Annotated in this window: 12 protein-coding genes; 8 read left to right on the top strand and 4 right to left on the bottom strand. The window is 38.5% G+C overall.

All coding sequences use genetic code 11. The features are described from left to right. Nucleotides 1–586: 586 nt before the first annotated feature. The 4 genes from spxA (at nucleotide 587) to pepF (ending at nucleotide 5,495) form a co-directional block, all read left to right on the top strand. Entirely contained in the window at nucleotides 587–982 is a 396-nt protein-coding gene (spxA, locus tag ACDX78_RS01835) for a transcriptional regulator SpxA (RefSeq protein ID WP_486024832.1), read from the top strand. A gap of 547 nt (nucleotides 983–1,529) precedes the next feature. Then, nucleotides 1,530–2,210, top strand: a complete 681-nt coding sequence (mecA, locus tag ACDX78_RS01830; RefSeq protein WP_486024831.1) for an adaptor protein MecA — start codon at nucleotides 1,530–1,532, stop codon at nucleotides 2,208–2,210. Nucleotides 2,211–2,433: 223 nt separating this feature from the next. Continuing rightward, nucleotides 2,434–3,627, top strand: a complete 1,194-nt coding sequence (locus tag ACDX78_RS01825) for a competence protein CoiA (protein ID WP_486024829.1) — start codon at nucleotides 2,434–2,436, stop codon at nucleotides 3,625–3,627. Between the two features lie 59 nt (nucleotides 3,628–3,686). Beyond that, nucleotides 3,687–5,495, top strand: coding sequence for an oligoendopeptidase F (gene pepF, locus ACDX78_RS01820; RefSeq protein WP_486024827.1), 1,809 nt, complete (start codon nucleotides 3,687–3,689; stop codon nucleotides 5,493–5,495). An 889-nt stretch (nucleotides 5,496–6,384) separates the two neighbouring features. Here the strand turns inward: pepF and ACDX78_RS01815 are convergent. The 3 genes from ACDX78_RS01815 to ACDX78_RS01805 all read right to left on the bottom strand — a co-directional run bounded on the left by ACDX78_RS01815 (nucleotide 6,385) and on the right by ACDX78_RS01805 (nucleotide 8,331). Next, on the bottom strand, nucleotides 6,385–7,278 hold the full coding sequence (locus ACDX78_RS01815) for a ClpXP adapter SpxH family protein (RefSeq protein ID WP_486024826.1): 894 nt from the start codon (nucleotides 7,276–7,278) through the stop codon (nucleotides 6,385–6,387). Between the two features lie 17 nt (nucleotides 7,279–7,295). Next, entirely contained in the window at nucleotides 7,296–7,679 is a 384-nt protein-coding gene (locus ACDX78_RS01810; RefSeq protein WP_486024824.1) for a globin domain-containing protein, read from the bottom strand. Between the two features lie 85 nt (nucleotides 7,680–7,764). After that, a complete protein-coding gene (locus tag ACDX78_RS01805) occupies nucleotides 7,765–8,331 on the bottom strand; it encodes a CYTH domain-containing protein (protein WP_486024823.1) in 567 nt (188 codons plus the stop codon). 168 nt (nucleotides 8,332–8,499) lie between these two features. On the opposite strand from ACDX78_RS01805, the gene yjbM reads away from it, so the two are divergent. Genes yjbM through ACDX78_RS01790 form a run of 3 tightly spaced genes read left to right on the top strand, consistent with a single transcriptional unit; the run spans nucleotide 8,500 to nucleotide 10,853 of the window. Beyond that, nucleotides 8,500–9,108: a GTP diphosphokinase gene (gene yjbM, locus ACDX78_RS01800; protein ID WP_486024821.1), complete on the top strand. Its 609-nt coding sequence runs from the start codon at nucleotides 8,500–8,502 to the stop codon at nucleotides 9,106–9,108. A gap of 26 nt (nucleotides 9,109–9,134) precedes the next feature. After that, nucleotides 9,135–9,941, top strand: a complete 807-nt coding sequence (locus ACDX78_RS01795; RefSeq protein ID WP_486024880.1) for an NAD kinase — start codon at nucleotides 9,135–9,137, stop codon at nucleotides 9,939–9,941. A 27-nt stretch (nucleotides 9,942–9,968) separates the two neighbouring features. Beyond that, nucleotides 9,969–10,853, top strand: coding sequence for an RluA family pseudouridine synthase (locus ACDX78_RS01790; protein WP_486024819.1), 885 nt, complete (start codon nucleotides 9,969–9,971; stop codon nucleotides 10,851–10,853). A 363-nt stretch (nucleotides 10,854–11,216) separates the two neighbouring features. Here ACDX78_RS01790 and prpE read toward each other — a convergent pair whose 3' ends face one another. Continuing rightward, the gene (gene prpE / locus ACDX78_RS01785) at nucleotides 11,217–11,957 is read right to left on the bottom strand and encodes a bis(5'-nucleosyl)-tetraphosphatase PrpE (RefSeq protein WP_486024817.1); all 741 of its coding nucleotides are present in this window, start codon (nucleotides 11,955–11,957) and stop codon (nucleotides 11,217–11,219) included. Between the two features lie 205 nt (nucleotides 11,958–12,162). Here prpE and mgtE point away from each other — a divergent pair, with 205 nt between their 5' ends. After that, nucleotides 12,163–13,545: a magnesium transporter gene (gene mgtE, locus ACDX78_RS01780; protein ID WP_486024815.1), complete on the top strand. Its 1,383-nt coding sequence runs from the start codon at nucleotides 12,163–12,165 to the stop codon at nucleotides 13,543–13,545. Nucleotides 13,546–13,547: the final 2 nt, after the last annotated feature.

The raw sequence follows: 13,547 nt of genomic DNA, 5'->3' as shown, positions 1-13,547 counted from the left end.
TCAGAACAATAATAATTAGCGTTTATAACTCGCTCCGGAAATATACTCCGCTTTCCTTGGGGAGTGGTGAGCCTCCGACGCACAGGACGTGACGATTGTCATCGACCTCAGGCTAAAGCCCTGGGGGGTCTCACCATCTCCTACTTCCCACAAATCTTTACGGTGAGAAGAGGAATCGCCGTACCGTAGTCCCAGGAGTCTACGTATATTTCCTCCGGTAGGTTCGTGCATTGTTTGTATTTTGATTGGATTACTTTAGATATGTCCCGGCCTCTTATTATATAAATCATAGCCAGTAACAGGACAGAATAATTATTCATTTTACTGAATGTTAAATAGCCTAAAATATTTTCTTTTATTTTCAAATAACAGGTTTAATTAATAATTAATAGGGTAGATTACAACTAACGAACAAAAAAACATTTCATGAACTTTTGAAAAAACCTTAATTTTATTGGAAATGCACTATCATTTGGTTGACAAACATAGTATAATGTACATAGATGCTATTTAAAGTTATTTTAATCTAATAAGCGATGCAAAAGTTTGTGAAATGAATAAAAGCTATCGAGGAGTGAAGCTATTAATGGTAACACTTTATACCTCACCAAGTTGTACATCTTGCAGAAAGGCAAAGGCGTGGTTAGAAGAGCACGATATTCCTTTCCAGGAGCGTAATATTTTTTCTGAACCATTAACATTGGACGAGATAAAGGAAATTTTGCGTATGACAGAAGATGGTACAGATGAGATTATTTCAACACGTTCCAAGGTTTTCCAAAAACTTGATGTGAATATTGATCAGTTGCCGATGAAAGATCTTTTCCATCTGATCCAGCAAAACCCGGGTTTATTAAGAAGACCAATTATTCTTGATGAAAAACGCCTGCAGGTTGGCTATAATGAAGATGAGATTCGGCGCTTTCTTCCAAGAACAGTCCGCACGTTTCAACTACGTGAAGCCCAGCGAATGGTTAACTAATTTTAGAAAAACGCAGATCACTGAAGAGGATCTGCGTTTTTCTTTTGGTTAAAACTTCCTGCAAAATTTCACCTGTGCCCTTGCCGCAACTATTCTAACATAATCAGACAGGAAGATTAAAAGTTTAGACAAAGCTGATATCATGTGGATTTCATTCTTTTTGCTATAAACAAATGAAAACCGGCCATTAGAAAGTTTAATTTTCTTATATATATATGATGACAAAACCGCTAAAATGGGTTAAAATGTGTTACTAACCATTTCATATATAAATGACGGTTTTTTTCATTTAAAATGAACTTTTCATTTTCTAGGCATATTCATTTTCATTTTGCTTATGGTATCATACAATAGCAGTAGGAAAGGACTTGTAGTTTCAAAGAGATATATGATGAAGGAACTTCAAACAGTCCTCCGAAGCTATAGGAATGGTTAGAGGCCTGCAATTTTTGGGTATTGAACTATAAGACAATTTGTAACCATAGATATAATTTTAAGGGTGAAACTTATCTCTTACCTAACCTTTAATGAAGGGAGAGAATGAACAATGGAAATAGAGAGAATTAATGAGAATACTGTAAAGTTTTATATTTCTTATATGGACATTGAAGATCGAGGTTTTGAACGAGAAGAGATATGGTACAATCGCGAACGTAGTGAACAATTGTTTTGGCAAATGATGGATGAAGTAAATTATAAAGAAGATTTCAATGTAGAAGGTCCGCTTTGGATCCAGGTACAGGCAATGGAAAAAGGGTTGGAAATCATTGTAACGAAAGCCCAGGTTTCCAAGGATGGGGAAAATCTTGAACTTCCATCTGAAAATGAGGAAAGCGATGATGGCCCTGTAGAAAAAAAGATAGAGAATATGCTTGAAGATAAATTTGGAAAAAACAAGAAAAAGAAAGAAAAAGATGACGATGAAAACTTGTGGATTATCGTCAGCTTTAATAATTTTGAAGACGTTATTCAATTAAGCCATTATTTCCACGAAACAGATGGAACAAACATGGAAACACTATATTATTATAGTGGTAAATATTACTTGTATCTGGAGTTTTCTCAAACTATTTTGGATGATCATATTCAAGAGAACCTGATTAGTCAGGTATTTGAATTTGCGGAAGACTCGGATGTAACCATTCATTTCCTTGATGAATATGGAAAGGTTGTCTTCAAAAATGATACTTTTTCCCAAGTCAGGTCTTATTTTTCTGCACATGTCTAGACACTCGGAAAAAGAGTGTTTTTTCTTTTTTGGCAGTTAAGTAAGAACTTTCTTACTGGGGCTACGGTACAGTAGTTCCTCGCCCCACCGTAATGATTTGCATAAATGCGACTAAGGTTGTCACCTAAAGGTTTGGTGACAACCAAGTTTTCTAATAAAAAATTATTGTTTTATGAAGGAAATGCACCTCCGTTGTCGAAATAGAATAATGGAGGTGATTTTTTTGCTGCAGGCAATGACAAAAGATGGGATACCAGTTACACTAGCCATGCTGACCAAGGCACAAATTAATCAATTAAAACAGGATAGGATCTTATTTTACTGCCCGGCATGTAAACAGGAAGTAATTATAAAAGCAGGCATAAAAACGATTGCTCATTTTGCGCATCGTTCAATTGCCGAATGCCCGTCCCATGAAGGAGGGGAAAGTGTTTACCATGAAAGAGGCAAACTTATGCTATATCAATGGTTAAAAAGTCAAGGGCTTTCCGTTCAGCTGGAGATTTACTTGCCGAATATCAGGCAACGGCCGGATCTGCTTTTAAACATTCACAATAAGAGGATTGCAATTGAATTTCAATGCGCTGTCATTTCAATGGAAGAAGTCAGAAAGCGAAATGCAGGCTATAGGGCAGCAGACATAACACCGATTTGGATTTTGGGAGGAAACCAGCTGCATCGGATAAGTGACAGTCATTTTAAGTTAAACCAACATCAGCTTCCATTTATTCATCAATTTTCTTCAAACGCTATACCTTCCTTGTTTTTCTTCTCGAATGAGACTAGACACTTTATAATAATTCAGGATATCTTCTTAACTGGAAAAAACCTGGCAATAGGTAAATTCTCTATTCAGCGAATTGATAGGCTAACTTTTAAAGATATGTTTAAGGAACACGCTTTAATCCCGAAAGACTTGTGTATATTGTGGGAAAAAGAAAAATACAAACTCCGCTTAAAACAGCCTCACCGGCTTTTCGGTCAGGAATTAGCCTGGCATCAATGGTTGTATTTAAAAGGAATTCACAGAGAATTGCTACCTTCCATTATTCACCTTCCAGTTAAACATCAATTTAAAATGAATACACCACCTTGGAATTGGCAAAGTAGACTGTTTTTGGATATTATTGATCCTTTGCCCGTTGGCCGTCCTTTTTCTCCCCGGAAGATAAACCATCTGTTGCGCTATCATCATTATCCTGCCGACAGTTTTCCTTTAATCCATACCAATAATAGCCCGGTGAGTGAATATCTCGATTTATTGTCTCGCCTGCGTATCATTATACAAACTTCTGACGGTAATTTTATTAAAAGAAAATCAGTACAGAAACCGGAAACGGTGGAACAGGCAATAAAACAGGATAAACAATTAATGCATGTTTTATTAAAACAAAATAAAGGCATGATTTCCCATTAATTCGTTATACTAAATAAAGGGAAGATGTTATATAAAAGCAAAAGGAGGAGTTTTATTTAATGAGTAAAGCAAAGGAATTACCGAAGCGCAATGATTTACCCGATGATAAAACTTGGAGACTGGAAGATATTTTTGAATCAGATGAAAAATGGGATCAGGAATTAAAAAGTATGCAGGAAGATATTAAAGAGTTCGAGAAATACCAAGGGAAATTAAGTGAATCAGCTGATACATTATATAAATTGTTAAGCCTGCAGGATGAGCTTTCCGAGCGGCTTGGAAAACTGTATACATACGCACATATGCGTTATGACCAAGATACAACGAATGCTTTTTATCAAGGGCTGAATGCACAGGCTGAATCACTTCTTACCGTGGCATCCAGTGAAATGAGTTTTATTACACCAGAAATTCTGGCAATGGATGAGCAGAGACTGGAAGCGTTTTTTCAGGAAAAAGAAGAATTGCAGCTGTATAAAAAAACGTTGGATGAAATTACACGGCAGCGTCCGCATGTTTTATCAAAAACAGAGGAGGCGCTGTTGGCACAAGCTTCAGAACCAATGTCTTCCTCTTCAGATACATTTGGCATGCTGAACAACGCGGATCTCACTTTTCCAGCAATCAAAAATGAAAACGGGGAAGAGGTGGATCTTACCCATGGCAGGTATCTTGGATTTTTGGAATCTGATGATCGGCGCGTCCGGAAAGATGCATTTAACGGAATGTACGAGACATATGGGGAATTTATCAATACCTTTGCCTCCACATTGAATGGAAATATAAAAAAAGATAATTTCTATGCAAAAGTGCGCAATTATGAATCAGCCAGACAGTCTTCATTGGACAACAATAACATCCCGGAAAAAGTCTATGATAATTTAGTGGAAGCGGTAAATGAAAAACTGCCGCTGCTGCACAAATATTTAAGGCTCCGCAAAAAGGTATTAGATCTTGATGAATTGCATATGTATGATTTGTTCACACCTCTCGTAAAAGATGTTGATATGAAAATACCATACGAAAAAGCACAACAGTATGTTGTAGAGAGTTTTGCTCCGCTAGGCGATGAATATGTAAACATAGTAAAAGAAGGTTATGAAAATCGCTGGATTGATGTAGAAGAAAATAAAGGGAAAAGAAGTGGTGCGTACTCTTCAGGTGCATACGGGACGAACCCGTACATTTTATTAAATTGGCAGGATAACGTAAATGACATGTTTACGCTAGCGCATGAGCTGGGGCATTCCGTGCACAGCTATTATTCCCGAAAACACCAGCCATTCCGCTATGGAAATTATTCTATTTTCGTAGCAGAAGTTGCTTCCACAACAAACGAGGCATTGTTAAATGATTACATGCTTAAATCTTTGGATGATGAAAAGCAGAAGCTTTATATTTTAAATCACTTTTTAGAAGGCTTCCGTGGAACCGTGTTCCGTCAAACTATGTTTGCCGAGTTCGAGCATGATATTCATGTAAGAGTCCAGGATGGGGAGGCGCTGACTGCTGATAAATTCACGGAAATTTATTATGACCTAAATAAAAAATATTTCGGGGATGATGTTGTTTCCGATGAAGAAATTGGACTGGAATGGGCAAGAATCCCTCATTTTTATTTCAATTACTATGTGTATCAGTATGCGACCGGTTATTCTGCCGCAACTGCATTGGCCAGTCAGATACTTGAAGGAAAAGAAGGGGCGGTTGACCGCTATTTGGATTTCTTGAAAGCAGGAAACAGCGAATATCCTATTGATGTGCTGAAAAAGGCCGGCGTTGATATGACATCAAAACAGCCAATTATTGACGCCCTGGATGTTTTCGGGCAGAAAGTGGATGAAATGGAAAAACTATTATCGAAATAAAATATGTGAAAAAACAGGAGACCCTATTAGGGGTTCTCCTGTTTTTTACCTCATTCTTCGCAAAGTGCGCTTCTGATTGGCAAATGAGTACATTGTTAAGTAGATGGCTATGAAAAATAGTGGCAATGTAATGTAGAGTGGAATCAATGACATTAAACCAAGAATGTTTAGGAAAAAAGAAAATAACGCCAAAACAAGAAAAAGAAATGGGTAGATTTCCTGCATGTTTTCTCACTCCTTGTCTGCTTTTCGGCAGGTAAACAGATGTCATTTTTTTTGGCCTGCATAAATATGGCAAAGGCTCAATCCATGGATAAATTGATGATGGGTCAAGTTTTTAATCATTTAATACAAGATATGAAACCAAAATATAAAATAGAAGTGACACTTTTGTGAACTATTGCACATAGTTATTGAAAACCGGGATTTTCCCTGTTATAATTAATTTGTAAGTTGAAACAAACAAAACCCTTTTGTTTGATCATGAAACTTTCTCCCATCCCCCTTTGTTTAATACAAAGAGAGATTTTAAGGATATACGCTGCCCCGTATGTCCTTTATTTTTTTGCCTTGCATTACTTTCGGGAAATGTGTCACGGTTTCGGTGAAGCAAAAAAGGATTATTATCAACGGCAATCGATCAGCCTAAAAAAACTAACTGCAGCGCGAATTACCTCTTTGCTATTTCTTTTGCAAGAAGTAGGCTTATGCAGACGGTTCCCAAATACTTGGAGCTTTTTCAGTGAAAGGGGAGTGATAATGTTCCAAATACAATTGGCTAAAAGCCCGAATGCCTATGAAAATCCTCTAATTAAGAAGTTACATAAATCCCTCCAAATCTGTCGCTGCTCTTCTCAACAAAAAAATAAGCCTAACAGCAGGCCTAAACTCATTTAATATATTTCCAAAACGTTCCATACTTCACTGGAATCCGTTTTACTTTTTGTATTAATTGAAGCTTTTTCATTTCTCTTTCTGTTTTTGCCATCGTCCAGTCATACACAGCGGCAATTTCATTTGTCCCAACCATACCATAATAGTAAAGAAAACCTTCTAGTGGTGGTTTTTCTGATGGAATAATCGGCTTTTTTAATATTTCTTCGAGGATGTCCACATAAATTTCATATGGGTATAATCCGGATACTTTAATTCCTTGTTCATCAATGGACTGATTGAAAAAAACGATGGATGGGATGTAGTCAACTTCCATTTCCTGTGTCAGCTTTAAATCGCATTGAAATGCTTTTTTGGCTGATGTGGAAAACAAGTCATTTTCAAATTCACTAACATCTAAATTAGCATCTGTCGCACAATTTATTAATACTTCTTCGTCCGCAATATTTTGTTTATATAAGAACGCGTTTTCCTGAATCTTCCTTAGAAAAACTTTTCCCGCTTTTTTTCCTTGAAGTTCGGCTGCTTTAATTGCCAGCGAAGCCATCCATGGGGATGAAACCGGGTTTTCTATCCATAAATCACCGTCACAGCTCATTCCAGTTCGTTTGGCTGTTTTTTCCCAAATATCCCTGATGCGTTTGGGCCTGTCAAAAGAATCGTTATTTAATGAATTCAAATGGCCGCTGACTACAGGGTGAATTGTGAAAAAACGTCCATATTCAATTTGCAATTTTTTTAGAAAGGGTTCCAAAGACCAACATTCAGGGCAAAGAGGATCAACGAATACATACATTTCAATCGGTTTTTGTACATAATTGAAATAGCCATATTCTGCCGATGGGCTTTTGTAATAAGAGCTTTTCAGCTCCTCTAGAGTCCAGCTCACATCGATGCTCCTTTCTCTTATTCCGGTGTGTTCATCATATGGTTTGCGGTCATTGTCAATTTTTTAAATATAGCAGTTCGCATTGGTTCTTCTATTTCTGCTTCTTCCAATGCCTGTTTCATGCATTCCAGCCAAGCGTCTCTCCGGGGCGGTGTGATTTCAAATGGCAAATGTCTTCTTCTCATCATAGGATGCCCTCTTTCCTCAGAAAAAAGCTTTGGCCCGCCAAAAAATTGCGTTAAAAATAATCGTTGTTTCCTTGCAGTCTCGGTTAAATCTTCAGGGAAGATGGGGGTGAGCTTTGGGTGTTTGCCAACCCGTTTATAAAAAGCGGTTACGAGCCGGTCTATTGTCGCAGCCCCACCAATTGCTTCATATATTGTCCCGGGTGTTGTCTTCATGTATAATCCCCTTTTTAGGTAATGTATATATTGTAGCAACGGATAAGAAGAGTAGCAAATAATCTGATTGTAAACGAGACATTATTTAAAATGTTGAAAAAAGTCGTTTGATTTTATTCGGTGTTCTTCTTCTAGGAATATTATGCTTTTCCAGTAGATCTTCAAAGACTTTCCTGCCAGCTTCCTCTGATGTTGCTTCCAGTTCCAGCTCGTAATCGGTCTTTCCGTTATATATGCTGTAATCAAGTACAAGTAAGACACCCTGGTAGCGGATCTCTCTCCTTTCCGTTTTCAAACTGCCATAATAGATGAGGTCTTCAAAAGAAATATTTTTCCTCAACAATTGCTGATCGATTTCTTTTTTAAAAACAGGCTGGTTCTCTATCATTTCCTTTGCTTCCTGTCTGGTTAAAGCTTCATGTGTCTCAAGCAGGCCAACCTCTCTAGGTTCTTTTAATGTCAGCGTATAAGTATCATTTTTCTCCCGAATTCTTAATGCGCTTTTGTGTGCTTTTAAAGCAAGATCTTTTGTTTCAAAATAATAGTTCGTTTGGGTTTCACTGCTTGATGGAAAAGGTAACTCATTTAATAAGCGGTTAAATTCATTTTTTGTTAACAGATTTTTAAATTCAATCTCAACTTCCTGTGTCATAAGTACCTCCAAAGAACAAGAATAGGGTATTATTGATTATGGCAAATATAATAACATTAGGCAAAGATTAGCTATTATAGTATGATAAAAAGAGAAGGTTTTGGCAGTGAACTTCAATAAAACTGTCTTTCATTCCTTGTTTCCGAATTAGTACAGGTGGTGTGGAAAGTGAATTGGGAAGCTAAACTGGCACCTTATGCACAAGTCGTGGAAGAATTAAAAATAAAATTAAAGGGAATACGTAAACAATTTGAATATGTATCAAAAAATTCACCGATTGAATTCATAACCGGCAGAGTGAAGCCTGTTTCAAGTATTTTGGAAAAAGCGGAAAAAAGAAATATACCATTAGATCAGATAGATCACGAAATTCAGGATATTGCTGGTTTGCGGGTGGTTTGTCAATTTGTGGATGATATTTATAAAGTAGTGGAAATGTTACGTGAGCGCAATGATTTTGCCATTATTGATGAACGGGATTATGTATCGCGAAAAAAAGAGAGTGGGTATCGCTCCTATCATGTCATTATCGAATACCCGGTAGAGACGATCTCCGGTATGAAAATCGTGCTTGCCGAGCTGCAAATTCGTACGCTGGCAATGAATTTTTGGGCAACAAATGAGCATTCTATAAATTATAAATATAAGGATAAGATCCCTGCTGACATAAAAAACAGACTGCAGCGGGCTGCTGAAGCGGCATTTAAACTTGACGAGGAAATGTCAAAAATAAAACATGAAGTACAGGAAGCACAGCGAATTTTTCGCCGAAAATAATCAGGAGCAAAAAGGGGATGAAAAGGTTGAAATTTAAGGTTGTTTCCAGAGGAGATAAACGGTCAAATGAAATAGAAACGACGATGAAACAGTATTTAACGAATTTTGACCTGGAGTATGACAGGGAGGAGCCGGATCTTGTTATTTCAGTGGGGGGAGACGGGACATTTTTGGAAGCCTTCCACAGATATATCCACCGTTTGGACAAGACCGCATTTATTGGCGTACATACAGGACACTTAGGCTTTTATGCCGACTGGACCCCCGATGAAGTGGAAAAATTAATCATTGAAATCGCAAAGACACCATTTCAGGTTGTAGAATATCCGCTGCTGGAAGTGATTATTCGCTCTACAACAGGAGGTAGTGAAGATCGTTTCCTTGCTTTAAATGAAGCAATGATAAAAACAGCCGATGGTTCGGTTGTTTTTGATGTGGAAATAAAAGGGGAACATTTTGAAACCTTTCGTGGTGACGGGTTATGTATTTCGACGCCATCCGGCAGCACCGCATACAATAAAGCATTAGGCGGCGGTATTATTCACCCTTCTATTGAGGCAATCCAGCTTACGGAAATGGCTTCGATCAATAATCGGGTTTTCCGGACGATTGGTTCGCCATTAATTTTGCCAAAGCATCATACGTGTTTGTTAAAACCAACCGTGGACCGAAGCTTCTTAATAGCAATTGATCATTTCACAACGACATATACCAATGTTAAATCCATTCAATTCCGAGTTGCCGAAGAAAGAATCCGGTTTGCCAGATTCAGGCCTTTCCCGTTTTGGGACAGGGTACGTGATTCCTTTGTTGGTGATCAAAAAGTTGACTGAACATCAGAAGAAAGTGCAGGAAAAGTTATGGAATGGGTTATAGACAAAGCACATGACGGGATGATGATTCGTGATTATTTACAATCAGTACACGGGTTTTCCCAGCGAATAATAAAGGCGGTCAAGTTCGATGGCGGTCATATTACTGTAAATGCATCTTCGGTTACGGTACGATACCGGTTAACTTCGGGCGATAGATTGAATGTACAATTCCCCCCGGAGAAAAAAGGTGCTCACATGCTTCCGGAGGATCTTGACCTTCACATTGTATATGAAGATATGGATATTCTTGTCATTGACAAACAGCCGGGAATTCCGGTGATTCCTTCGTTTCAGCACCTAACAGGAACCGTTGCCAACGCAGTTCTGGGCCATTATGAAAAAAAACAAATCCCGTTTACCATACATACGGTAACCAGGCTGGACCGGGATACTTCCGGTCTGATGCTGATTGCCAAGCACCGCTACAGCCATTCTATTTTGGCAGGCTTTCAAAAGTCCGGATCGATTAAACGGAGTTATCAGGCTATTATTGAAGGCAGGCTTTCGGAAAAGGAAGGAACGATCGACCTGCCTATCGGAAGAGAAGAAGGATCCATTATAGAGAGAGCAGTCACGGCAAACGGAAAAAGCGCAGTAACTCATTATAAGGTAATCCAGGATTTTTTTGATTGTGCCCTTATCCAGGTTCAACTGGAAACAGGCAGAACGCATCAGATACGTGTTCATTTTTCCCATCTTGGCCATCCGCTCCTGGGTGATACGCTTTACGGTGGAAAAGCCGGTCAAATGAACAGGCAGGCCTTGCACTGTGATGAAATTAGTTTTCCGCATCCAGCCACAAAGAATATTGTTCGGTTCGAATCATCGCTTCCAAATGACATGGAAAAAGTAATTAAATCAAAGCCCTAACTAAATAATGGCTGTTGAAAGCTCAAAACGTTGTAAATAGGAGAACAAGAGTTTTAACACTGACTGGAAAAGTTTATAGGTAACATGACGAAGAAGTCTTATCGATACCTCAACGGGTTGATTTGTGCGAAAAGGACCTCGAGGCGCTTTATCGAATTCTTCAACGGGATGTTTTAGTGTGAAGAGCTCCTCGAGAGTAGTTCCATAAATCATGACGAATTCTGGATATGCATGAAGCGTCGCATAGAGCAGTTCTAAAGATCCTAATGACTTCTGAAAAAGTACCTAATGTAATTTCGCCCTGGTTGTTAAGTAGCTGTTATTATTCTGATCAAAATATTGCCAGAATTTAATTCGTTAACTCTATTCCACGGGGGGAAACTTTTCCGCGATAAAGGGCTGTTTGGATGGTACGGAGGTGGTTTCTTCTTCTGGTAAACGAAATGCTGTCAACGTATTGCCAAACACACAACCTGTATCAATATTAATCGTTTTATTCAGTATTCTTGGTTTTTTGACAGGGGTATGACCGTAAACTATCCACTGGCTTCCTTTATAATGCTGGGTCCAGTCTCGCCGTACTGGCCGTCCATCAGTATGTTTTTCTCCTGTAATATCACCATAGAGGACGAAGGTTTCTACCCTTTTATCTGTTCGTCCGATGAATGATTCTTTTATGCCTGCATGAGCAATAACGGCTGCTGTTTCCGGGAGCTCCAGGTAAAGTGGTGCCTGTTCATATAGCTTCATGAATTTTTTGCGAAGTGTATTTTTCTCGCCTGCTTCCAGCTCTTCATATTCAGCCACGGTAGTTTCCAAGCCATTGTTCACCTTGACAGGGTTTCCATGAAGAAAACGGTATAATTTATTGCAATGATTCCCAGGTACATAATATGCATTTTTGTGGACAATCACCATATCATAGACAAGACGAATTACCTCGATGGAATGTGGTCCCCTGTCGGTAATATCACCAAGAAAAACGAGTGTTCTTTGGTCGTTATGTGTGTAACCGTCAGAGGTTCGGTGGTATCCTAATTGTTGAAACAGTTCATGAAGTTCATCTAGGCATCCATGAATATCTCCAATAACGTCTATTTTCATTGCAGCGAAAACCCCTTTCATCTGTGATGGAGTTAAATAAAGTAAAGTTCGTGATTATTTATATTATATATCTTGTCTGTTTTCTCGCAACTTAATCTGCTTATATGACATGAAGCAGAGAATTTACTATACTAAGGCAGTTAAAAAAGTGATAGAATGAGCTTTAGGCACTGTTTGGTGAAAAGGACGAGGGGGGTGAGAGGACATGGAACCAGCAAACAAATATGATGAAAATTATGAAGTACAATATGAAAAACATTGGGTGAAATTAAATGGTGCATTAGAAGAAGATAATATGGAAGATTTCCGTGTTGATTTTCTCGATATGCATCCCTATGATCAAGCGGTATTTTTTTCAAAACAGGAAAAAAGATACCGCCTGCAAATATATACTTATTTATCTCCTGAAGAAATGTCAGAGATTATGGAAAGCCTGGATTTGGAAGAGACAATAGTGTTTATCCCCGAAATGGATCCAAGGTTTGCCTCCATGGTACTCGCGGAAATGGCAGTGGATGACGCGGTTGATATCTTAAACGAACTGGATAAAGATAAGGTAGCGAGTTATCTGACCATTATGGACAAAGAAGCTGCAGAAGATATTAAACATTTGCTTCACTATGAAGAAAAAACTGCCGGCAGCATAATGACGACCGAGTTTGTCGCTATCTATAAAAATCAGACAGCCAGTCAAACAATGCAGCTTTTGAAGGCAGAGGCACCGGACGCTGAAACAATTTATTATTTATATGTGTTGGATGAAGTAAGACGGCTCGTAGGTGTACTCTCATTGCGTGATCTAATTATTGCAAAGGAAGATACATTAATTGAAGAGATTATGAGTGAAAAAATAATAGCCGTTTCAGTAGCGAAAGATCAGGAAGAGATTGCCCAGATGATGCGGGATTATGACTTTCTTGCTTTGCCAGTTGTTGATTTTCAGGATCATTTACTGGGGATTATCACGGTTGATGATATTTTGGATGTTATGGAAGAAGAGGCAAGTGAGGATTATTCCAGGCTTGCTGCAGTAACAGAAACAGAACGGGTAGATGATAATGCATTCAATTCCGCAAAAAAAAGACTTCCATGGTTGATCATCTTGCTGTTTTTAGGAATACTGACAGCCAGTTTAATCGGTCGTTTTGAAGAGACGCTTAGTCAAGTTGCTATATTGGCGATATTCATTCCGCTTATTGCCGGGATGGCAGGGAATACGGGAACGCAGGCACTGGCTGTGGCTGTTCGTGGTATTGCGACCGGTGATTATGGGAAGCAGGGTAAAACAAGACTGATTTTTAGAGAAGCAGGAACCGGACTTATCACTGGAACAGTCTGCGGAATTGTCATTACCTTTGTTATTTATTTATGGCAGGGAGATATCTTTTTAGGTCTGCTTGTCGGTTTTTCGATTTTGGCAACATTAATTGTTGCTACTTTGGCCGGCTCACTTATCCCTCTGCTGATGGATCGCCTGAATATTGACCCGGCTGTTGCCTCAGGGCCGTTCATCACAACAATTAACGATATCATATCTATCCTGATTTACTTTGGTATGGCCACCACATTTATGAGATTTTTAATATGATT

Origin of the sequence: Virgibacillus oceani (genome assembly GCF_041521345.1) — a bacterium.
Taxonomy (GTDB): domain Bacteria; phylum Bacillota; class Bacilli; order Bacillales; family Amphibacillaceae; genus Virgibacillus_N; species Virgibacillus_N oceani_A.
This window is presented reverse-complemented; position numbering and strand designations above follow the sequence as displayed.

What these genes read in the sequence shown, in the direction of transcription:
- spxA (WP_486024832.1), top strand. Translation starts at nt 587, where the DNA reads ATGGTAACACTTTATACCTCACCAAGTTGTACATCTTGCAGAAAGGCA.
- mecA (WP_486024831.1), top strand. Translation starts at nt 1,530, where the DNA reads ATGGAAATAGAGAGAATTAATGAGAATACTGTAAAGTTTTATATTTCT.
- pepF (WP_486024827.1), top strand. Translation starts at nt 3,687, where the DNA reads ATGAGTAAAGCAAAGGAATTACCGAAGCGCAATGATTTACCCGATGAT.
- ACDX78_RS01810 (WP_486024824.1), bottom strand. Translation starts at nt 7,679, where the DNA reads ATGAAGACAACACCCGGGACAATATATGAAGCAATTGGTGGGGCTGCG.
- ACDX78_RS01805 (WP_486024823.1), bottom strand. Translation starts at nt 8,331, where the DNA reads ATGACACAGGAAGTTGAGATTGAATTTAAAAATCTGTTAACAAAAAAT.
- ACDX78_RS01790 (WP_486024819.1), top strand. Translation starts at nt 9,969, where the DNA reads ATGGAATGGGTTATAGACAAAGCACATGACGGGATGATGATTCGTGAT.
- prpE (WP_486024817.1), bottom strand. Translation starts at nt 11,957, where the DNA reads ATGAAAATAGACGTTATTGGAGATATTCATGGATGCCTAGATGAACTT.
- mgtE (WP_486024815.1), top strand. Translation starts at nt 12,163, where the DNA reads ATGGAACCAGCAAACAAATATGATGAAAATTATGAAGTACAATATGAA.